Source organism: Epilithonimonas arachidiradicis (genome assembly GCF_003610695.1).
GTDB lineage: Bacteria > Bacteroidota > Bacteroidia > Flavobacteriales > Weeksellaceae > Epilithonimonas > Epilithonimonas arachidiradicis.
Window position 1 is genome coordinate 632529 of sequence record NZ_RAQH01000001.1, and the last position, 21784, is coordinate 654312.

The following is a 21784-nucleotide window of genomic DNA, read 5'->3' on the forward strand; positions in this document are numbered from 1 at the left end:
TTCCGAATTCTAAATGTAACAAACAAAACATAACGATAAAAATTAATTTTAAACTCTGAAAACACAAATGATGAAAACAAAATTACTCCTAGTGATGTTGGCTCTCCTTTCTTGGGGAGCCAAGTCACAAAACATCAATTTTCCGGATGCGAATTTTAAGGCAGCTTTATTGGGAACAAATTTTAACAATTACGTTATTTGCTATGATCACAATAACACCAGTTTCCTATTAGATCAAAATCAAGACGGCGAAATCCAAATGTCAGAAGCATCTTTGGTAAAAAGAATGGTGTTTTTTCAAAGATCAAATTATACAACTCTGGAAGGAATCAATTCCTTTGTTAATCTGGAAACGATTCAGTATGAGAATGATGGTTCCTCTTCCCATATTCACGGGAAAATTGATGATATTAATATTGATGGACTTAGCAATTTCAAAACATTTAATTTATCAGGATGTGATATTGGGAAAATAAGCATCAAGAACTGTCCTAATGTTTTGGATGTAAGTTCTGCTTACGCTGATTCTTATAATGCGTCAGCTTTCGATATTCATGGAAATACAAAAGAATTGACGATTGATAATTGTCCACAGTTACAAAAAGTTATATGGACCAATAATAATTTAGGAAAGGCAAATATTACTAATTCCCCAAGTCTTATCCATTTGGAACTACGAGGGAATTCTATATCTGCTTTTGATGCATCACAACTTGTAAACCTTGAAGATCTTGATTTGTCCAATAATCAACAGACTTGGGGACCAATTTCTGGCGAAGCTAATTTTGATCCAACACTTTCCAGCTTGAATACTACTGGATTGTCAAAATTAAAATATGTTAATGTAAATAATCAATTGCTTAGCAATTTGGACTTAACTCAAGCATCACTTTTGGAAATATTAAATTGTAAGAACAATAAAATTGGGAATTCTTTAGACATATCCCAAAATTCTAAATTGACATATCTTGATTGTTCTGCTAACCAGATTAAAGCCATATTACTTCCTACTATTTCAGACATTAGTACATTCTACGCCAACAACAATTTATTAGAAAATAATGGTTTGGATTTTACCAAATTGTTTGCAATAAAAAATATTAATAGAAATATTAATCTGTCTTTCAATAAGTTTGATCAGAATATTATTTTTTCGTTTCCTGTAAGTTTTGCATCCTTAGATTTGAGTAATAATAAAATTTCAGATTTTAGAGTTTTAGAACAACTGTCAAGTTGGACAGGGCAAGCATATCTTTCTTTAAGTGATAATCAACTGGAGAATGTTAATTTAAATGTTATTAATAATTTAGGAACACTTAGTATAGCTAATAATCCTATTACGGAGTTTAATATGCCAAGTCTTGCTATTTGGGATTATTTAGATATTTCAAATACGAGTTTAGGATATTTAAATTTTAATTCGAATACTTCTTTTTCAACAATTGTTCTTGCAAATGGGCTTCAATCATCCACATTTAAAATTGTTTGTCCATCTGGAGGTATAGCATTAGTCGGATGTCAAAATTTGGAAACGATAGATTTGAGTAGCTCGAGTATGGGCATAGAACAAGTTAGCGATATGCCATTGCTAAAAAGCATATATATGAAAAATGGGATTAAAGACAAAATCTACAGCCCATTTTTTAATACTCCAAACTTAAAGTTCATCTGTGCTGATGAAATGGATACAAAGATCATAAAGGATATACTTTTTCAAAGCGGTTTGACGAACGTTAACGTCAACTCTTACTGCTCATTCACACCAGGCGGAAATTACAATACTATTTCTGGAACAGCAAAAATTGATACTGATAACAATGGTTGTGATTCTACAGATAACCCATTCGAATATCTAAAATTGAAAATTGATGATGGAACCAATGTGGGCGAAACTTTTGTCCAAAATGATGGGAAATATGAGTTTTATACACAAGCAGGTAATTTTAATATAGTAGCACTTGCAGAAAATCCAGCTCTGTTTACCGTTTCGCCAGCTAATTTTTCTACTACTTTTGCAGATGCTAACAATAATGTATTCACACAGGATATTTGTGTAACAGCTAACGGAAGTCAGAATGATGCGGAAGTAGTAATTGCACCGCTGACCAGTGCAAGACCAGGGTTCGATGCTGTTTATAATTTGGTATGGAGAAACAAGGGAAACACGACTTTATCTGGAAAAGTGATAATGAATTACGATTCCAATAAGATGACTTTCCAGAGCAGTTCTTTACCCTATTCTATATTAAGCAATGGATCGATTGAATTTAATTATACCGACCTGAAACCATTTGCTAACACCGCTTCGGAAATTACATTCAAAATCAATACACCAACAGATTCAACTAATCCTGTGAATATGGGAGATGTATTGGCTTTTAATGCACAGATTACGCCTACCAATGCAGACATTACTCCAGAAGATAACCTTTTTGGTTTCAATCATACTGTTGTTAACTCTTTTGATCCCAATGATATTGTATGTTTGGAAGGGGAAACCGTTCCTGTGTCAACTGTGGGGAAGTATCTGCATTATGTCATCAATTTTGAAAATACAGGAAATGCAGAAGCGGAAAATATTGTAGTGAAAATGGAAGTGGATCCGAACGAATTCGATATTAATACATTACAGCTACAAAATGCTTCAGCAAGTGTTGATACGAAAATCGTTGGAAATCAGGTAGAATTCGCATTCAAAAAAATAAAATTGCAAAGCGGTGGACACGGCAATGTGTTGTTAAAAATGAGATCGAAGTCAGATCTTGTTGAAGGCGATACCGTTAATAATGCGGCGGAGATCTATTTTGATTATAATTTTCCTATCGTGACTAATGATTATGTGACCACGATTTACAATGCGAGTAATGTTCTTGCAGCTAAAATCAATTATTCAGCGTCTAACTTCAGTCCAAATAATTATCAGGTTAATTTTGATGCCAGCCTTAGTACAGGTAACATTACAAGTTACCAATGGGAATTTTCTGGCAATCCGTCAATTAGTTCCAGCACACTTGTGAAGCCAATAGTGACTTACACCGTTCCTGGAAATTATACAGCTAAACTCACTGTTTTTGATTCAAATGGAATGTCTTCTTCACAGACAACTACGTTCAATGTTGGAGGGAATGTCGCAGACCTGTCAACAGGTAAAAATTCTGAAAATAATTTTATTACGATTGATGCGGACGAAGATGATTGGAAAGGTTATGATATTAATGGGACCGAAATTATTCCAAAAGTAAGACAAACCTATACGGGCTGGAGCTACGCTGACCTCTCTACAGGAGTTAACAGCCAGTGGATTACACTTAACAACACAGAAGGTTATTATACTTACAAGAGTAGAGAATTTACAATTCCGGATAATGCAACCGATGCTAAGCTGAATTTAAGATCATTATCATTTGTAAGAAACTGGACTTACCTTGTGAGGATCAATCCGGATGGAAGCGAGGAAGAAACAGAAATCACAAAGACCCAATGGATGAGTGATGGCTTCAAAGGCTGGCTGAACAGCAGAAGTCCGAAGGTTGAGAATTATAGCTTATCACCCGGAAGATATTATATCAAAGTTCTGTTGTATTCTAATAACGGTGCGGTGAGACAATCTATAGATGTTAATGCGCTGGTTTCTTCTTCAACAGGCTTAATGTTTGGCAATAGATTGACGCAGAAGCAGCCTACTTTGGGCGATCAAGATTCTGAAAACCCAGGAATGCAGGTTTATCCAATTCCGACCAAAGGATTAATTAATGTTATTTCTGATGAAAAAATGAATGCTGTAGAAGTTTATGATGTTGCCGGAAGAATAGTTCAAAAGCAGATGGATAGTTCGCCTTCGAAAGAGTTTAAATTAAATATTAATGTTCCCAAAGGCATTTATTATCTGAAGATCAAGACTGGAAAAGGAACTTCGGTGAAGAAGATAATCAAAGAATAGAATGAAAAAAAATCCCGATTTAATTTGAATCGGGATTTTTAATTATAAAACCTCACATCTCTGATATTCAGAAAATGGGAGACATTACCTTTCCAATGATTTTCTTCTATCGTAAAAGCCAAATCAAAAGATTTAGTCTTAAAATCATCTGCAAACTGCCCGAATCTGAAGCCAACACATTCGATGTTTCTGCCGGTATTCGGTTGGAGAATATTGAATTTCAGATGAGAACTCTCTTTTCCCATCAGTTTTACATAACCGTTTACCCTCACATTTTTCAAAACCAAAATAGGTTTCATATTATGCGGTCCGAAAGGTGCCAGCTTTCTGTGGAAATTAAAAAACTCGCGGTTAAGATCTTCGGGTTTTACAATGCTGTCAATGTAGATAGACGGTTCTTTCTGATGATCCTGAATATTATTTTTCACAAAATCTTCAAAACGTTCTTTGAATTCTTCGAAGAATTCCTTCTCCATAGAAAGCCCGGCCGCCGCTTGATGTCCACCGAATTTCATAAATAGATCTGAGCAAAACTCCAAGGCTTTGTGAATATCAAAATCTGAAACGGATCTTGCTGAAGCTACCAATTCTCCGTTATTTCCCTCGGTAAAAACCAAAGTCGGTTTGTAATAGGTTTCGATAAGACGGGAAGCTACTATCCCGATAACCCCTTTGTTCCAGCTGGGATCGTAAACGATGGTTGAAAAACGTTCGGTTTTTTGCAATTCAAGAACCTGGCTCATCGCCGATTGCGTAATGTTGATATCCATCTCACGGCGTTCATCATTCAGGTTGATAATCTCGTCTACTATCTGTTGAGCCTGTTTCAGATTATCGGAAATCATCAGTTCCACAGAAGCTTTTGCGTGTGAGATTCTTCCCGCAGCATTAATTTTCGGAGCAATATCAAAAACAATATTCGAGATTTCAAAATGCGCTAATTTTTCCTCCGGAATCAAAAGCCTTAAACCAAATTTTCTTGTTTTTCTAAGAAATTTCAGGCCTTGCTTGGCCAAAACACGGTTTTCACCGGTCATTGCAACAATGTCTGAAGCGATGCTGATTGCCAGAAGATCCGTTAGCTCAAATAATTCACCTTCCGGAATTTTATAAATGGTGTTAAGGCCCTGGCAAAGCTTAAAGCCAACACCACAACCGCTTAATTCTTTATAAGGATACCTGCAGTCTTTTCTTTTGGGATCCAGAACAGCAACTGCATTGGGAAGCTTTTCTCCGGGTAAGTGGTGGTCACAAATAATGAAATCAACACCTACAGAATTAGCCAAATCTATTTTATCAACCGATTTGATTCCGCAATCTAGTGCAATAATCAAAGAAAATCCGTTGTCTTTGGCGAAATAAATGCCTTCATCAGAAATGCCGTAACCTTCTACATTTCTGTCCGGGATATAAAAATCAAGGTATTTTTTATCAACAATTTTGCTCAGATAAAGATACATCAGCGCAACGGCTGTTGTTCCATCAACGTCATAGTCCCCGTAAACTAATATTTTTTCGCCATTTTCTATTGCCGTTGCAATGCGTTCTACCGCTTTTTGCATATCAGCCATCAGAAAAGGATTATGAATGTCGGAGCCGTTTGGTTTGAAGAATTCGCGTGCTTTTTGATAATTATCAATCTCACGCATCACCAGGATTTTGGATTCTAAAGTTCCAAATCCAATCGAAGAAATCAGTCCGTCAACAATTTCTTCATCAGGCTCGGGTTTATAAATCCATCTTTGACTCATAGTTACAAAAGTAAAGAAAAAAAACGGCTTTGGGAAATTAAAACGGTTGCCAAATGATTAGCAACCGATATTAAAATTTAAAGAATTTTCAGCTTAATCTTTTATGAGTTTTTTAGTTTCAACTCCAGAATCTGTTTCTATGGAAATCAGATAATTTCCTTTGGGAAGAGATGAGATATCTATTTTCGAAGAATTGTTGTTTTCAGTTTTAACTAAAGTTCCGGAAGCATTGTATAATTTGACAGATTTGATTGTTTCATTGGATTTGATATTGATGAAATCTGAAGCCGGATTGGGAAAAACATTAACCTCGGTTTTAACAACATCAGAAACCTCAAGGTAATCCATATCCTTTACAATAATATTGTCGACTATAAAACCGCTTCCATCATTATCGAATTCGAAATTCAAATCATTAGCCCTTACAACTTTGGAGCTGAGCGGAGAGGTGTGAACCAATTGATTATCCAGATAATATTTTATATTTTTTTCAGTAACGTGATCAATTTCAATTTTCAGATTATACCATTTTCCCGGAATCCAGGTTCCGAGTGCTTGAAAATTGAGATCATTATCAGCATAAAAATTTCCACTGATTAAAAAATTAAATCCTCCTGCCCAAGAATAATTACCATTATTGTTATAGTACAATGAAAGCATATAGTATTCTGAACTGTTCAGCTTTTCCAATTTTACATCTGCTGAAACGGAAAGTCTATTGTATTCCGGGATTTTTTTGAAGAGATAAGTCATATTTTCTGTGTAAGCATTCGTGCTTGTGACTTCCACAGAATTATTGCCGTCTGTTGATTTTCCAGTAACAACCTGGAAGCTGCTGTTTGGAACATTGTCTGTTTTTACTGTCCATTCTTTTTGACCAATTACACTTCCAAGATTATAACCTTCGGAAGCTTCAAAAGAAATTTTCTGTTGTTGCCCAAACAATGAGACTGATAATAAAACAAATGTTAAGGAGAATAAAGTTTTCTTCATAGATAAATTAAAAGGGAAGCGAATTTAGAAAAATAATTATTAATTCGCTTATAATCAATAAAAAAACCTTCCGAAATAAATCGAAAGGTCTCCTGTAAATCTATTTTCTATCAGTCTTTTATCTCTGGGTCTACTTAGTGTGATTCATTGCATTTGCATCGATGTTAACTCCAAGACCTTGCGCCACTCTCATTCCTAATTCTATATTAGCGCGGAAGAAATGACAAAGCTGACGGTTGATGATCTCATCTCGTTTTGGTCCGTCAATTCCGCTCATATGGCCAACGATGTTGTTGACCAGAGCTGTTCTCGCTTCCTGATTCAGAGCTTTTGTATAGAACAATCCTGGTTGTGTATAATGGTCATCATCGTTTTGGTTCCTGTTAAAGTTGGCAACGTGATTGTTGTCCAGGTCATATTCGAAAGATTTGTATGATTCTGTTGGTTCTATATCACTGAAGCTGTTTGGGTAATAATTCGGTTGGTCACCGTAATTAGAATCGTCTGCCATAAAACCGCCTCTCTGGAAATTATTTACAGCAAACGGACATCTGTTAACTTCCAGCTGATGCGAGTTCACACCAACTCTGTATCGGTGCGCATCAGCATAAGAAAATAATCTGCCCTGAAGCATCTTGTCCGGAGAAAAGCTAATGCCGTCAACTAAGTGACTTGGCGCAAAAGCCGACTGCTCCACGTGAACGAAGTAGTTTCTTGGAACTTCATTCAGTTCCATTACGCCGACTTCCTGTAGTGGGAATTCGTCCTGAAACCAGACCTTTGTCACATCAAATGGATTCCAGCGCCATTCTTTTGCCTGTTGTTCTGTCATAGTCTGGATGTAAAGTTTCCATTTCGGGAAATTTCCAGATTCTATTTCATTGACTAAATCTTCCTGCGCAAAATCCGGGTTTTCACCTTTCATTTTGGTCGCATCGGCATCAGAAAAATTCTTGATACCCTGTTGCGTCTTGAAATGAAATTTGACCCAGGTTCTCTCATTATTTTCATTGATCATAGAAAAAGTGTGAGACCCGAATCCGTGCATATGTCTGTAACCATAGGGTGTTCCTCTGTCAGACATCAGAATCAGAACCTGATGAAGTGATTCCGGATTCAACGACCAGAAATCCCACATCATCGTTTTGCTTTTCAAATTGGTTTTCGGGACACGTTTCTGAGTATGGATAAAATCAGGAAATTTTTTTGCATCCTTAATAAAGAAAACCGGTGTATTGTTTCCAACCAGATCCCAGTTTCCGTCTTCGGTGTAGAATTTCAAAGCAAATCCTCTGGGATCTCTTTCCGTATCGGCACTTCCCATTTCTCCGCCTACTGTAGAAAATCTCGCAAACATCCTGCAGGAATTCCCGACTTTGGAAAACAGTTTTGCTCTTGTATATTGGCTGATATCGTGTGTTACCGTAAAAGTTCCGTACGCACCCGAACCTTTGGCGTGAACAATTCTTTCCGGGATTCTTTCTCTTACGAAATGAGCAAGGTTCTCCTGAAGTATAAAATCCTGTAACAAAACCGGACCTCTAGGTCCTACGGTTTGCGAATCCTGATGCTCATAATAAGGTGCGCCAACGGCGTTTGTGAGTTTTCTCTTATTTTCCATATTTCAGATTTATGATTTAATTCATTAATTGTGATGCTAAATTCGATAAAAAAACCTATTTATGAAACAAATTAATAAGTATATTTGTAATAGATAAAATTAATTAGAAATCGTGAATATCCAACAACTAGAATATCTGATTGCAGTAGATAAATATAAACATTTTGGTAAAGCTGCGCAAGCGTGTTTCATTACTCAGCCAACACTTAGTGCAATGATTCAGAAATTTGAAGATGAGCTTGATGTGAAGGTTTTTGACAGAACAACTCATCCAATCAGAACAACAGACGCCGGAGCGGAAATTATCAAAGAAGCTCAGAAAGTCATTGATTCTGTAATGGAACTCAAGAACAAGGCTAATTTTCTCAATAATATTCTTGCCGGTAAATTGAATCTAGGAATTATCCCAACCGTTTCAAGTTATGTTCTCCCGAATGAGATTTTTAGTTTCCTTCAAAAGAATCCCCAGATTGAACTGAATATCAAAGAAATGACAACTGAAAGTATCATCAAATCTTTGAAATCCGGAGAATTGGACGCGGGAATTATTTCTACACCATATTCTGCGGCTGATGAGTTTTACCAGGATTTTCTTTTCAACGAGGAACTGATGTTGTATTCTGCAAGCCAGGAAGCTGGTGCAAAAAAGGATTGTTTTGTGGTTCCTGATGACATCGATGTGGACAAAGTTTGGCTTTTGGAAGAAGGAAATTGTTTGAGAACACAATTTGAAAATATATGTCATTTGAAAGAAAATTCTCTGAAACCCAATAATTTAGAATTCTTGGCCTCTAATATTAATACATTGATTCAAATGGTCGATAAAGTAGGTGGTATCACAATTCTTCCGGAAATGGGCGTTGAGCAGTTGTCGACCGAACAGAAGCAAAAAGTTTCCAGATTTATAAAACCGTTTCCTTTCAGAGAAATCAGCATCATCTATTATAAACCGACTTATAAACAGAAAATTATTGATGAACTGATTTCAGAAATCAGAGAATCGATGTCACAAAGACTTAATTATTATAAGGATTCTGAAAACTATGTCAGCATAAAACCTGAATAAATTCATACTGGTTTAATAGGAATTCATTTTGAAGTTTAAGAATTACTTTGTAAATTTGCCCTCGATTTTTGAATAAACGGAGGAGAACTTTGACTGATTGCAACCTCAATAAAAAATGCTAAAACAGATTTTTCTCTTTTAGTTCCTTTTTACAATCAGTGGTTTATCCTTAAACAAATTAATATAAAAGGAATTTATTTATGTCTTATTTATTTACGTCCGAATCAGTTTCTGAAGGGCATCCTGATAAAGTTGCAGATCAGATTTCTGACGCGCTTATCGATCATTTCTTAGCTTATGACAAAAACTCAAAAGTAGCTTGCGAAACATTGGTTACGACTGGTCAGGTAGTTTTGGCTGGTGAAGTGAAGTCTGATGCTTACCTTGATGTACAGCATATCGCGAGAGATGTGATCAATAAAATTGGTTACACGAAAAGTGAATATATGTTCAATGGTGATTCTTGTGGTGTGATTTCCGCAATCCACGAACAATCTCCGGATATCAATCAGGGTGTTGACAGAACTTTGGACGAAACCGACTTCGAAGCGAGAGCTAATGCTCAAGGAGCTGGAGATCAGGGAATGATGTTCGGTTATGCTACCAACGAAACTGAAAATTATATGCCTTTGGCTTTGGATCTTGCGCATCAGATTCTAAAAGAATTAGCAGATCTAAGAAGAGAAGGAAACGCAATTCCTTACTTGCGTCCGGATGCAAAATCTCAGGTAACTATCGAGTATTCTGACGATCACAAGCCAATCAGAATCGACAGTATTGTGGTTTCTACACAGCACGACGATTTCGGAAGTGAAGAAGCGATGTTAGCTAAAATCAAAAAAGATATTATCGAAATTTTAATTCCTAAAGTTAAGGCTAAACAAAAGCCGGAAATCCAGGAATTGTTCAACGGCGATATCAAATATCATATCAACCCAACTGGAAAATTTGTAATCGGTGGTCCTCACGGCGATACAGGTTTGACGGGAAGAAAAATTATCGTTGATACTTACGGAGGAAAAGGTGCTCATGGAGGTGGTGCTTTCTCTGGAAAAGATCCAAGTAAAGTGGACAGAAGTGCAGCTTACGCAACAAGACACATTGCGAAAAATTTAGTAGCTGCGGGCGTTGCAGATGAGGTTTTGGTACAGGTTTCTTATGCGATTGGTGTTGCAGAGCCTTGTGGACTTTACATCAATACTTACGGCACTTCAAAACTGGATATCAATGATGGAGAATTGGCGAAAAGAGTTCAGCAATTGTTTGACCTTAGACCTTATGCCGTTGAGAAAAATCTTAAGCTGAGAAACCCTATCTATATAGAAACTGCAGCTTACGGACATATGGGAAAAGATTATTATGTAGCTGATAAAACTTTTAACAAAGGACAGAAAAACGAATTAACTCTAAAAGATCTTGAGTTTTTCACTTGGGAAAAACTGGATCGGGTAGAGGATATCAAAAAAGAATTCGGATTGTAAGGTTCGGAATTTTAGAAATCTGGAAACTGCTTTATCTTTGGGTAAAGCAGTTTTTTATTTTATCAAATCATTGCATCACTTTTGCTACTTTTGTGCAGGAATAAATAATTCTGTTAAAAAATTAATCAATGAAATCAATTATATATACAGTTGTCTTGCTTTTTACCTTTTGTGGACTTGCAAAATCTCAGCTTACCATTCATAAGCTGTTGACCGCAGGTTATGTTTATCAGAATCAAAGTTTTGGTGAAGTCGGCGGAAAACTACTTTTTCTGAGTAATGATGATGTCGTTTTCAGGACAGGAGTTTCTGCTTTGATGGGCTCATCGAAACAAAAATTTGCTATAATGCCTAAAGTAAGTGCTGACATTTTATTGAATTTCCAGAAAAACGTGGATTTTTATCACGCTCATTATTTTGTTTTAGGAGCAGAAGCAACTAATAAATATATTGCACCAAAAGCCGGCTTTAGTCTTTTCGGGATTTTAGATTTGACCGGAGGTTATGGATTTTCTTTAAATAAAGACGGAATTAATGGGAAAGAGCTGAAAGGACTTAATATCAATTTCACAATAAATATCCCATTGGTTTTACTTAATTGATTTAACTATTTGGTTTTTTTTGAATCAAATTAAAGAAAAATGAAAATTTAACAATCCTTTAACTTTTTGTTTAATCTTTTTTATTATTTTTACACCTCTTTAAAAACTTGCGTATAGAAAAAATTTACTCTTAAAAAATAATAACAGAATCGAACCTGTCAAATCAGTTACACCAGTATCTGAGTGTATGGTTGGGTTCACAAATTAAGAGTATAGTTATGAAAACGCAAACGGATAGCAAACTGATTTTCCAATATCAGAATGGCGATGAGAAGGCCCTTTCTACACTGATCAACCGACACAAAAAAGATCTCTTCACGTTCATCTACTACAAGTTGATGGATGAAGATTTGGCAAACGATATCTTTCAGGATACCTTTATTAAAATCATTGTGACCTTAAAAGAAGGTCGTTACAAAGAAGAAAACAAGTTCATCCTTTGGGCAAAGCGTATTGCTCATAATCTGATCATCGATCATTTCAGGCTGCAATCCAAAAATATCAAAATCTCGGAAACTTCTTTTGATAATGAAGAATTCTCCATATTTGATATCATTAAAGAGCCGGAAAACAATATTGAGGATAAACTAATAGCAGATCAAATAAATGAGGATTTGCTAAAAATGCTGGTAATGCTTCCGGATAATCAGCAAGAGGTAATCAAGCTGAGATTTTTTGATGGTTTGAGTTTCAAAGAGATTGCAGATCATACAGATACAAGTATCAATACAACGCTGGGCAGAGTGAGATATGCACTGATCAACCTTAGAAAAATTATGGAAGAAAATAAAATTATTTTGACAAAATAATAATAAACATTTTTTTTTGGCGTTATGTTGTAAAAGCCTGCCTATGAAAAAAAACGACACTTTAACAACAAAAGCTTTGACGCCTAAAAAAGAAATCATCGATTTTCTGTTGAATTATTCGAAAAATATTCAACCGATAAAAACTAAAAATAGAAAAATTGTTTTAGTTTCAAAGAACTGAGATTTTTAGATTTTAAATAATTGAATTTTATGACTGAGCTTTCCTACGTGGACAAAAAAAATTGACTAGATTTGTGCCTTATGAAAAACGTAAGGCACATTTTTTTTGACCTCGATAATACGTTGTGGGATCATCGCAAGAATGCTTATTTAACCATCAAAGAATTATTTAAAAATCAGGAAATATCTGAGAAGTATAAAATTGATTTTGAAGAATTTCACAGTACCTATCATATCATCAACGAAAAACTTTGGGAACAGATCCGTGACGGTGAAATTGATAAGGAATATCTGAGAAAACACCGTTTTTATGATACGTTCCTGAATTTTGGAGTGGATGATGCTAGTCTCGCCGATTACTTCGAACATCATTTCTTGGACGAAATCCTGAAATATAATGAGTTGGTTGACGGTGCACTGGATCTACTCAACTATTTGAAATCTAAGAACTATAAATTGCACATTATTTCCAACGGTTTTCAGGAAGTGACAGAAAGGAAATGTATCTTGTCTGGAATTTCTAATTTCTTCGAAACCATTACCAGTGCGGATTCGGTTAATATAAGAAAACCGAGACCCGAGATTTTTGAATATTCTCTTGATCTTGCAAAAGCTGAAAAAGACGAAAGTATTTTAATTGGAGACGACTGGATTGCTGATGTAAAAGGGGCGCAGAATTTTGGGATTGATATTATTTTCTTTGACGTTTTGGATGAAAATCCTCAGGAAGAAGGATTGAAATTCATCAAACATTTATCGGAAATCAAACAATATCTATAAAAAGAAAGCCTTTCAGATCTGAAAGGCTTTTTATATTTTAAGTTGAAATTATATTCCCAAACTTTCTCTTACTCTTTTTATTGTTTGATTTGCGATAACCCTGGTTTTTCCAGCACCTTCCTGTAGTTTTGCTTCCAACTCGTTCAGATTATTCATATAATAAGTGAAGGTTTCTCTTTCCTTCTCAAATCTGGTTAAAATCAAATCTAATAATTCTTTTTTGGCGTGACCGTAACCATAATTCCCGGCTAAGTATTTGGCTCTCAATTCTTCAGTTTGTTCCGGTGTCGCAATTAATGAATAGATAGCAAAAACTTTATCTGTATCAGGATCTTTTGGATCTTCGAGAGGTGTAGAATCGGTTTCGATGGACATTACTTGTTTCTTTAATTCTTTTTCGGGCAAGAAAATATTAATAATATTGCCTCTGGATTTTGACATTTTATGTCCATCGATTCCCGGAACATATTTCGTATTTTCTTCCAGTTCGGCTTTTGGTAAAACAAAAACTTCACCCATCTGATTATTGAATCTGGATGCTACATCGCGTGCGATTTCCAAGTGTTGCAGCTGGTCTTTTCCCACGGGAACAATCTCTGCGTCATATAACAAAATATCTGCTGCCATCAGGATCGGATAAGTAAACAATCCGGCATTGACATCCTGTAATCGGTCTGCTTTATCTTTGAAAGAATGTGCCAGAGTCAGTCTCTGGTAAGGGAAAAAGCACGACAAATGCCAGGATAATTCACAAGTTTCCGGAATGTCGCTTTGTCTGTAAAAAAATGTTTTTTCTGTATCCAGTCCGCAGGCAAGCCAAGCCGCAGCAATCTCGTAGGTGTTCTGCTTCAGTTTCTTTGCATCTTTGATTTGTGTTAAAGAATGCAGATTAGCAATGAACAAAAACGATTCGTTCTCTGCTTTTTTTGATAACTCGATTGCGGGAATAATAGCTCCCAAAAGGTTTCCGAGATGTGGCGTACCCGTGGCTTGTATACCTGTAAGTATTCTTGACATTATAATTTTTTCAGATTGTAAAAATAAGAAAGATAAAAAGTTTGGACAACTTAAAAAAAACGAAAGGATTTATTTGATTTCAATCTTCTCGCCGCCGAACTTGGGTTCAACATTAAACCAAATATCCAAATAAGCCTTTGCCTTTGCAAAATATTCGCGGAGATTGGTTTTCAGTCCAGCATATTTGTTCACGTCTTTTGCATTGTATCCAAAAGCTTCTATCCCAAATTTTTGAGCCAAAAAAGCCGCCCGTTCATTGTGAAATTTCTGTGAAATGAAAATAACTTTGTTTTGTCCAAAAATCTCTTTGGCTCTCACAACAGAATCCAAAGTTCTGAAACCTGCAAAATCCTCATAGATTTTGTCAGCTGGAATTCCATTGGCAATAAGGTCAAGTTTCATCTGCTCAGGTTCGTTATAACCTTTTACAGAATTGTCTCCGCTTACGATAATTGATTCTATTTTTCCAGATTTGTATAATTCTGTGGCAGCACCGATTCGGTATTTGAAATAAAGATTGGGATTTCCATTACTCAGGCTTTTATTAGTTCCTAAGACTACTGCAGTTTTCACCTTCGGAAGGTCAGAAACCGAATACGAAATAAAAGACTCGCTGTCTTTTTTGATGGAATAATTGGCAAAAACGATAAAAAGAAATCCTGCTACAATAAGCAACAGGAATATTTTGAGTAAGTTTTTAAGTAATTTCATTTGTGTTTAATTTAGAATTCTTTAAAAATCCAATCCATTGGGGAAAGCTTTCTTTCTGAAGATATACAAAAATAATGCACCCAGCGTAATAGAACTGTCCGCAACGTTAAAAATATACTTAAAGAATTCAATCCTGTTACCTCCAAAGATTGGAACCCAGTCCGGCCAGGTTGTATCAACCAGGGGAAAATGGAGCATATCTACCACACAGCCTTTCATCAGATCGGAATAACCGTGTCCGAATTGTGTCAGTTTAGAAATTCCGCCATAATCAATCCATCTTCCGGATTCTGCATCATAAAAAGTACCGCTGTCAAAAATGACACCGTAGAAAATACCGTCAAAAACGTTGCCGATTGCGCCTGCAAATATCATCGCCATTGGAATGATCAGATAATTAGATGCACCTTCTCTCAACCACTTTTTGAACAGAAAAACCATTCCGATTGCCAGGACGATTCTCAAAAGAATTAATGTGTATTTACCCCATAATCCGCCAAAGTGCAGACCATATGCCATCCCGGGATTTTCTACGAAAGTCAGTTTGAACCAGCTCAGTCCGAAAACGTTGATGCTTTCTCCAAGATAAAAATGAGTTTTAACATAGATTTTAGAAAACTGGTCTATTAATAGAATAAGAAAAGTGATGAGTACTATTTTTTTCATTACAATCCTTTGGGTTTTTGATTTTTATTAATTTTTTTCTCCTTTCTGTCGTTGATTTTTTGAACCGTTTTCTTATTATGAAATTGATTTCTGGTATGAAATTTTTCAAACTCAATGCCCATGTCCTTCAATACGCTTTTCAGTGCTGTCAGTTCCATAGAGTTTTTTGGATGTACAATAATAGATTCCATTGATTAAATTTTTGAGATCTGTTTCCTTCAAAAAGAGTTTTGCAAATGTAATTCAAATAACTTATTTCTTGGACAATTCGTCCAGTCTTTTGCGTTCTTTTTGCGTCAGATCATTTAGACCGTTTTTTCCAATTTTGCTTAGAAGACGATCAATCTCGTCTTGTCTTTGTTTTCGCTGGGCATTATACTCATCATCAATGGAATAATATTTTTGTCCGGGCTTGAAGATGTTTTTTACCGATTGATTTCTGCTTACAGCAAAACCAACTGCTGCAATCAGAAGTAGAATAATTAGAATTGTCATTTTTGTTATAAGAAAAAAGTCCCAATTTCCAATCTTTAGAATCAGAAATTCGGACTTTGAGTTTTGATAAACAGTGATTTATCTTTGCATATTCTTAGCCTCAATGCTAAGTGTGGCGTGCGGAACAGCCTGGAGCCTTTCTTTTGGAATTAGTTTTCCAGTCACTCTGCAGATACCGTAAGTTTTGTTCTCGATTCTGATGAGCGCGTGTTTCAAATCACGCACAAACTTTTCCTGTCTCGAAGCTAAAATAGCATTCTGTTCTTTACTCAGTGTTTCAGCGCCTTCTTCAAAAGCTTTGAAAGTTGGCGACGTATCATCCGTTCCGTTATTTTGATTATTAATAAAACTCTCTTTTATAAGACCAAGGTCGTTTTCAGCTTTTGCGATTTTGTCTTGAATCAGTTTCTTGAATTCCTGAAGTTCAGCATCGCTATATCGTAATTTTTCGTCAGCCATTTCCAGCGGTTATTTATTGTTTAACTTTTATTCTATTTATTATCATGCATTTTTTCAATCAGCAAGAATAAAGATAAAATTTGAAAATAATCCAGTTAAAAATTCAATTAACAAATCCTTAATAATAAAGCAATATGGATTGTATTTTCTCAATTTTTACTTTGAATTTTTCTTCATCTATCTCTATTTCTTCATAATTTGAAAGTGAATTTACAAAATCTATTTTATCCGACAATACTTCCGTAGAAATATATGCATCATTGTTGATAAATTCCTGTCGGAAAGGGCAGGATTCTTCCAATTGGATTGATATTCTGTCCGTTAATTCAAAATCTTTGTCTTTTCTCAAGTTTTGAACTCTGTTGATGAATTCTCTTGCGATTCCTTCCGATTTCAGTTCGTCCGTAAGTATCAAATCTAATGCCACTGTGATTTTTCCTTCGCTTGCAACGGTCCAGCCTGGGATGTCTTTTGTGGAAATTTCAACATCTTCTATCGTAATTTCGTATCCTTCAACCTCTGTTTTTCCTGATTTTTCAAATTCAGCAATCTGTTCAGAACTGAAGTTTGAAATCTCTCCAGCAACCGTTTTCATATCTTTTCCAAGACGTGAACCCAATGTTTTGAAATTAGGTTTTATTTGTTTTACGATGAGATGCGATGCTTCTTCTGCGTTGATGAGTTGTAATTCTTTAACGTTCACTTCTTGTTTAATTAATTCTGAAACTGCCAGAATCTGCTCTTCTGTCTTTTTGTCCAAAACAGGAATCATCACTTTCTGAAGCGGTTGGCGAACTTTGATATTTTCTTTTTTTCTCAATGAAAAAACCATCGATGTTATCTGCTGAGCCAGATGGGTTTTCTCAACCAAATCCTGGTCAATCAAACTTTCATCTGCAACAGGGAAATCCGTCAGGTGAACAGAGTTTACCAAATCTCTTCCGGTTACTTTGTTCAAATCCTGGAACAATTGATCCATAAAGAATGGTGCAATTGGTGCAGACAATTTAGCAACAGTTTCAAGACAAGTGTATAAAGTCTGATAAGCGGAAATTTTGTCATCGGAATAATCGCCTTTCCAAAAACGTCTTCTGCATAGTCTCACGTACCAATTGGACAGGTTATCATTAACAAACGTATTGATTGCTCTCGATGCTTTTGTAGGTTCGTAATCTTCGTAGAAAGATTTTACTTCTTTGATTAATAAGTTTAATTCGGATAAAATCCAACGATCAATTTCCGGGCGGTTTTCTACATTGCTTTCAAGATATTTGAAACCATCAACATTAGCATACAAAGCAAAGAAAGAATAAGTGTTGTAAAGTGTTCCGAAGAATTTTCTCCTCACTTCATCAATTCCTTCAATATCGAATTTTAAGTTTTCCCAAGGATTCGCGTTCGAAATCATATACCAACGCGTTGCATCTGGTCCGTAAACCGCCAGCGTTTCGAACGGATCAACAGCGTTCCCCAAACGTTTAGACATTTTTTGTCCGTTTTTGTCTAAGACCAAACCATTTGACACTACATTTTTATAAGCGACTGAGTCGAAAACCGTAGTTGCGATGGCGTGCAAAGTATAGAACCAGCCACGAGTCTGGTCAACGCCTTCCGCGATAAAATCTGCCGGGAACGCTTTGTTGTTATCAACTTGCTCTTTGTTTTCAAAAGGATAGTGCAATTGCGCATAAGGCATCGAACCGGAATCGAACCATACATCAATCAAATCGCTTTCGCGCTTCATAGGTTTTCCGGAAGCTGAAACCAGCGTAATTTGGTCTACGATATTTTTATGAAGGTCAACCTTAGCATAATTTTCCTCCGACATATCACCAATCACAAAACCTTTGAAAGGATTTTCTTTTTGGAAACCAGCTTGGATTGATTTTTCGATTTCGTTGTATAATTCCTCAACAGAACCGATTAAAACTTCTTCTTTTTTGTCATCTGTTCTCCAAATCGGTAACGGAATTCCCCAATATCTTGAGCGGGAAAGGTTCCAGTCGTTGGCATTTTTCAACCAATTTCCGAAACGGCCTTCACCTGTAGATTTTGGCTTCCAGTTGATGGTTTCATTCAAATCGAACATTCTATCTTTCACATCTGTTACTTTGATGAACCAGGAATCCAACGGATAGTACAACAATGGCTCATCGGTTCTCCAACTGTGCGGATAACTGTGGACATATTTTTCAACCTTGAAAGCTTTGTTTTCTTTTCTTAATTTAAGTGCAATTCTCTCATCTACGGACAAATAGACTTTTAAATCCGAGATGATCGATTTTAATTTCTCTTTCTGAATGTTAAATTCTGCAGTTTTTTCGTCATCATTAAGATATTCAGACTTCACATATTCATTTGCAAAACCGTAGATCTCATCATTAACAACCGATAAGAATCGACCTTGCAAATCTACCAAAGGAACCGGATTTCCATTCTCATCCAAAACCAACATTGGCGGAACTTCTGGCGAAGCTTCTTTTGCAACTTTTGCATCATCTGCACCAAAAGTTGGAGCTGTGTGAACGATTCCCGTTCCGTCTTCCGTTGTTACGAAATCTCCTGAAATTACTCTAAATGCATTTTCTGGATTTTGGTAAGGTAAAGCGTAATCTAAAAGTTGCTCATATTTGATTCCAACCAGATCAGCACCTTTGAATTCGGCTAAAATCTGATAAGGAATTGTTTTGCTTTCTGAAGTATAGTTCGCGAAATCTTCATCGGTTCCTTCAATATATTTCTTTCCAAATTGTTTCCCAACCAAAGGTTTAGCCAAAACAATATTGATCGGCTCAAATGTATATTGATTAAAAGTCTTAACCAAAACATAATCGATTTTTGGACCAACAGTCAAAGCAGTGTTTGATGGCAAAGTCCAAGGCGTCGTTGTCCAAGCCAAGAAATGAACATCGCCAAAACCTTGTAAAAATGAAGGCAAAGTTTCCGGCAAAGTTTTGAACTGGGCTACAACAGTCGTGTCCGTCACATCACGGTAAGCGCCAGGCTGATTCACTTCGTGAGAAGATAATCCAGTTCCAGCTTTCGGAGAATAAGGCTGAATTGTGTAACCTTTGTAGATGAGACCTTTGTCATACATCTGCTTCAAAAGCCACCAAACGGTTTCCATATATTTTGGTTGGTAAGTTACATATGGATTTTCCATATCGACCCAGTAACCAATTTTTTCGGTCATATCGTTCCAAACGTCGGTGTAACGCATCACGGCATTTTTACAAGCCTCGTTATATTCCTCGATTGTTATTTTTTTACCGATGTCTTCTTTAGTAATTCCCAATTCTTTTTCCACACCCAATTCTACAGGAAGTCCGTGCGTGTCCCAACCGGCTTTACGGAAAACCCGTTTCCCGTTTTGCGTCTGGTAACGGCAAAAAATATCCTTAATCGCTCTTGCCATAACGTGGTGAATTCCAGGCATTCCGTTGGCGGAAGGCGGTCCTTCGTAAAAAACAAACTCCGGTTGTCCTTCACGAAGTTCTACGGATTTTTTGAAAGTGTCGTTATTTTTCCAAAATTCTGCAATGTTTTTAGCAGTTTCGGTAAGGCTAAGATTTTTATATTCGGTAAACTTGCTCATTTTTAATGTGTCAAATCTGTTTCTTGTAGATTAAGTTTGCGAATTTAGTGATTTTTGTCGATTTTTAGCACATCTTTTGGCTGGTTTTTGAATGTTAAAAACTTCAAATTCAGAATCATAAAATTGTATTATGTTTTATAAATTTGTGACTTATATAAAACCACAAAAGGCACAAAAGAAATAATTGTTTAAAGGAATCAAGGAGTGAAAAAGTTAGTCCTATCCTTTCTCTTTTTGCATTTTTGGAATGTTAAGAAAAAAAACTTATGTGGCTTTTGTGGTTAATGAAAATTTAAAAAATTATAATCCTTGGAACTATACCCAATTATTGAAAAATCAGATTCAGATTCAATCAAAAGCTTTCAGGAAGGCAAATTGAGAGAGCTGTTGATTTATCTGGAAAATCATTCGCCTTATTATCAGAAGCTTTTTAAAGAAAATAATATCGATATAAGTCATATTAATTTTTTAGAAGACCTACAGAAAATCCCTACGACTTCTAAAAATGATATTCAACAGAATAATGATGATTTTTTCTGTGTTCCGCAAAACGAGATTGTTGATTATAGTACGACCTCGGGAACTTTGGGTGATCCTGTAACTTTCGGACTTTCGGATAAAGATTTGGAGAGATTAGCTTATAACGAAGCCATTTCTTTTGCCTGTGCAGGTGTTAAGAAAGGTGATGTTGTGCAAATGATTACGACCATTGATAAAAGATTTATGGCCGGTTTGGCTTATTTTCTAGGACTCAGAAAAATGGGCGCAAGTGTCGTGAGAATGGGACCCGGAATTCCGGAATTGCAATGGGATTCGATTTTCAGATACAAGCCAAAATATTTGATAACCGTTCCATCTTTTCTTTTGAAAATGATAGATTACGCTGAGAAACATCATATTGATTATAAAAACTCCAGCGTTTACGGCGCAATTTGTATTGGAGAAGGACTCAAAAATCAGGATTTTAGCGATAATATTCTTTCGAAGAAAATTAAAGAAAGATGGAATATTCAGTTGTTTTCTACTTATGCTTCAACAGAAATGAGCACGGCTTTTACGGAATGTGAGTTTCAAGTTGGTGGACATCATCATCCGGAATTAATTATCACTGAGATTCTTGATGAAAACGAAAATCCTGTAAAAGAAGGAGAAAGTGGAGAACTGACAATTACAACTTTGGGTGTTGAAGCACTTCCGTTGTTGAGATTCAAAACCGGAGATCTTGTGAAGGCGCATTACGAACCGTGTAAATGTGGTAGAAATACAATGCGCTTAAGTCCTGTTATCGGAAGAAAACAACAAATGATTAAGTACAAAGGAACGACACTTTATCCACCGGCGATGAATGATATTCTGAATGATTTTAATAATATTTTATGTTATCAGATCGTTATTCAGTCGGATGAAATCGGCTTGGATGAGATCATTATCAAATTAAGTACAGACAATGAGGATGAGAATTTTGTAAATGAAGTCAGAGATCATTTCCGGGCGAAATTGAGAGTGAGCCCGAAGATTGAAGTTGTGGATTTTGATGTATTGTCGAAAAATGTCTTTAATCCAAACAGCAGGAAACCAATTAATTTTATAGATTTACGAGCTTAAAATTATATTCAAT

18 protein-coding genes are annotated in these 21784 nt (G+C 35.9%); 8 read left to right on the forward strand and 10 right to left on the reverse strand.

Annotated elements, in window-relative coordinates; translation table 11 throughout:
* Positions 1-70 precede the first annotated feature (70 nt).
* Positions 71-3940: a DUF7619 domain-containing protein gene (locus tag BXY58_RS03090; protein ID WP_170144184.1), complete on the forward strand. Its 3870-nt coding sequence runs from the start codon at positions 71-73 to the stop codon at positions 3938-3940.
* Between the two features lie 38 nt (positions 3941-3978).
* Here the strand turns inward: BXY58_RS03090 and recJ are convergent, their stop codons facing one another.
* From recJ to BXY58_RS03105, 3 genes are all read right to left on the reverse strand, one after another.
* On the reverse strand, positions 3979-5691 hold the full coding sequence (gene recJ / locus BXY58_RS03095; RefSeq protein ID WP_120212330.1) for a single-stranded-DNA-specific exonuclease RecJ: 1713 nt from the start codon (positions 5689-5691) through the stop codon (positions 3979-3981).
* Between the two features lie 93 nt (positions 5692-5784).
* Positions 5785-6684: a T9SS type A sorting domain-containing protein gene (locus tag BXY58_RS03100; RefSeq protein WP_120212331.1), complete on the reverse strand. Its 900-nt coding sequence runs from the start codon at positions 6682-6684 to the stop codon at positions 5785-5787.
* A gap of 130 nt (positions 6685-6814) precedes the next feature.
* The gene (locus BXY58_RS03105) at positions 6815-8305 is read right to left on the reverse strand and encodes a catalase (RefSeq protein WP_120212332.1); all 1491 of its coding nucleotides are present in this window, start codon (positions 8303-8305) and stop codon (positions 6815-6817) included.
* A 112-nt stretch (positions 8306-8417) separates the two neighbouring features.
* Between BXY58_RS03105 and BXY58_RS03110 the strand changes: the two genes are divergently transcribed.
* The 6 genes from BXY58_RS03110 (at position 8418) to BXY58_RS03130 (ending at position 13223) form a co-directional block, all read left to right on the forward strand.
* Positions 8418-9371 (forward strand): hydrogen peroxide-inducible genes activator, encoded by a 954-nt coding sequence (locus tag BXY58_RS03110; RefSeq protein ID WP_120212333.1) that lies wholly within the window; start codon positions 8418-8420, stop codon positions 9369-9371.
* Between the two features lie 200 nt (positions 9372-9571).
* On the forward strand, positions 9572-10852 hold the full coding sequence (gene metK / locus BXY58_RS03115; RefSeq protein ID WP_120212334.1) for a methionine adenosyltransferase: 1281 nt from the start codon (positions 9572-9574) through the stop codon (positions 10850-10852).
* Between the two features lie 128 nt (positions 10853-10980).
* On the forward strand, positions 10981-11454 hold the full coding sequence (locus BXY58_RS03120; RefSeq protein WP_120212335.1) for a hypothetical protein: 474 nt from the start codon (positions 10981-10983) through the stop codon (positions 11452-11454).
* Positions 11455-11672: 218 nt separating this feature from the next.
* Complete coding sequence (locus BXY58_RS03125; protein ID WP_120212336.1) at positions 11673-12263, forward strand: RNA polymerase sigma factor; 591 nt, start codon at positions 11673-11675, stop codon at positions 12261-12263.
* A 43-nt stretch (positions 12264-12306) separates the two neighbouring features.
* Positions 12307-12444, forward strand: coding sequence for a hypothetical protein (locus BXY58_RS16895; RefSeq protein ID WP_170144185.1), 138 nt, complete (start codon positions 12307-12309; stop codon positions 12442-12444).
* 80 nt (positions 12445-12524) lie between these two features.
* A complete protein-coding gene (locus BXY58_RS03130) occupies positions 12525-13223 on the forward strand; it encodes a YjjG family noncanonical pyrimidine nucleotidase (protein WP_120212337.1) in 699 nt (232 codons plus the stop codon).
* Positions 13224-13271: 48 nt separating this feature from the next.
* On the opposite strand, the gene trpS is transcribed toward BXY58_RS03130, so the two are convergent.
* The 7 genes from trpS to ileS form a co-directional block, all read right to left on the reverse strand.
* Positions 13272-14240, reverse strand: coding sequence for a tryptophan--tRNA ligase (gene trpS / locus BXY58_RS03135; protein ID WP_120212338.1), 969 nt, complete (start codon positions 14238-14240; stop codon positions 13272-13274).
* Positions 14241-14309: 69 nt separating this feature from the next.
* Complete coding sequence (locus BXY58_RS03140) at positions 14310-14951, reverse strand: SanA/YdcF family protein (protein ID WP_120212339.1); 642 nt, start codon at positions 14949-14951, stop codon at positions 14310-14312.
* A gap of 21 nt (positions 14952-14972) precedes the next feature.
* Positions 14973-15617 (reverse strand): lipoprotein signal peptidase, encoded by a 645-nt coding sequence (locus BXY58_RS03145; protein ID WP_120212340.1) that lies wholly within the window; start codon positions 15615-15617, stop codon positions 14973-14975.
* Positions 15617-15808 (reverse strand): DUF2683 family protein, encoded by a 192-nt coding sequence (locus tag BXY58_RS03150; RefSeq protein WP_120212341.1) that lies wholly within the window; start codon positions 15806-15808, stop codon positions 15617-15619. Before BXY58_RS03150 ends, BXY58_RS03145 begins: the two co-directional genes overlap by 1 nt.
* 61 nt (positions 15809-15869) lie before the next feature.
* Entirely contained in the window at positions 15870-16112 is a 243-nt protein-coding gene (locus BXY58_RS03155; RefSeq protein WP_120212342.1) for a DUF6576 domain-containing protein, read from the reverse strand.
* A gap of 78 nt (positions 16113-16190) precedes the next feature.
* Positions 16191-16571 (reverse strand): TraR/DksA family transcriptional regulator, encoded by a 381-nt coding sequence (locus BXY58_RS03160; RefSeq protein WP_072997529.1) that lies wholly within the window; start codon positions 16569-16571, stop codon positions 16191-16193.
* A gap of 118 nt (positions 16572-16689) precedes the next feature.
* The gene (ileS, locus tag BXY58_RS03165; protein WP_120212343.1) at positions 16690-20166 is read right to left on the reverse strand and encodes an isoleucine--tRNA ligase; all 3477 of its coding nucleotides are present in this window, start codon (positions 20164-20166) and stop codon (positions 16690-16692) included.
* A 309-nt stretch (positions 20167-20475) separates the two neighbouring features.
* On the opposite strand from ileS, the gene flxY reads away from it, so the two are divergent.
* Positions 20476-21771 (forward strand): flexirubin biosynthesis putative acyl-CoA ligase FlxY, encoded by a 1296-nt coding sequence (gene flxY / locus BXY58_RS03170; RefSeq protein WP_120212344.1) that lies wholly within the window; start codon positions 20476-20478, stop codon positions 21769-21771.
* Positions 21772-21784: the final 13 nt, after the last annotated feature.

What these genes read in the sequence shown, in the direction of transcription:
- BXY58_RS03120 (WP_120212335.1), top strand. Translation starts at nt 10,981, where the DNA reads ATGAAATCAATTATATATACAGTTGTCTTGCTTTTTACCTTTTGTGGA.
- BXY58_RS03150 (WP_120212341.1), bottom strand. Translation starts at nt 15,808, where the DNA reads ATGGAATCTATTATTGTACATCCAAAAAACTCTATGGAACTGACAGCA.
- trpS (WP_120212338.1), bottom strand. Translation starts at nt 14,240, where the DNA reads ATGTCAAGAATACTTACAGGTATACAAGCCACGGGTACGCCACATCTC.
- BXY58_RS03160 (WP_072997529.1), bottom strand. Translation starts at nt 16,571, where the DNA reads ATGGCTGACGAAAAATTACGATATAGCGATGCTGAACTTCAGGAATTC.
- ileS (WP_120212343.1), bottom strand. Translation starts at nt 20,166, where the DNA reads ATGAGCAAGTTTACCGAATATAAAAATCTTAGCCTTACCGAAACTGCT.
- BXY58_RS03090 (WP_170144184.1), top strand. Translation starts at nt 71, where the DNA reads ATGAAAACAAAATTACTCCTAGTGATGTTGGCTCTCCTTTCTTGGGGA.
- BXY58_RS03100 (WP_120212331.1), bottom strand. Translation starts at nt 6,684, where the DNA reads ATGAAGAAAACTTTATTCTCCTTAACATTTGTTTTATTATCAGTCTCA.
- BXY58_RS03140 (WP_120212339.1), bottom strand. Translation starts at nt 14,951, where the DNA reads ATGAAATTACTTAAAAACTTACTCAAAATATTCCTGTTGCTTATTGTA.
- BXY58_RS03155 (WP_120212342.1), bottom strand. Translation starts at nt 16,112, where the DNA reads ATGACAATTCTAATTATTCTACTTCTGATTGCAGCAGTTGGTTTTGCT.
- metK (WP_120212334.1), top strand. Translation starts at nt 9,572, where the DNA reads ATGTCTTATTTATTTACGTCCGAATCAGTTTCTGAAGGGCATCCTGAT.
- BXY58_RS03145 (WP_120212340.1), bottom strand. Translation starts at nt 15,617, where the DNA reads ATGAAAAAAATAGTACTCATCACTTTTCTTATTCTATTAATAGACCAG.
- BXY58_RS03125 (WP_120212336.1), top strand. Translation starts at nt 11,673, where the DNA reads ATGAAAACGCAAACGGATAGCAAACTGATTTTCCAATATCAGAATGGC.
- BXY58_RS03105 (WP_120212332.1), bottom strand. Translation starts at nt 8,305, where the DNA reads ATGGAAAATAAGAGAAAACTCACAAACGCCGTTGGCGCACCTTATTAT.
- recJ (WP_120212330.1), bottom strand. Translation starts at nt 5,691, where the DNA reads ATGAGTCAAAGATGGATTTATAAACCCGAGCCTGATGAAGAAATTGTT.
- BXY58_RS16895 (WP_170144185.1), top strand. Translation starts at nt 12,307, where the DNA reads ATGAAAAAAAACGACACTTTAACAACAAAAGCTTTGACGCCTAAAAAA.
- BXY58_RS03130 (WP_120212337.1), top strand. Translation starts at nt 12,525, where the DNA reads ATGAAAAACGTAAGGCACATTTTTTTTGACCTCGATAATACGTTGTGG.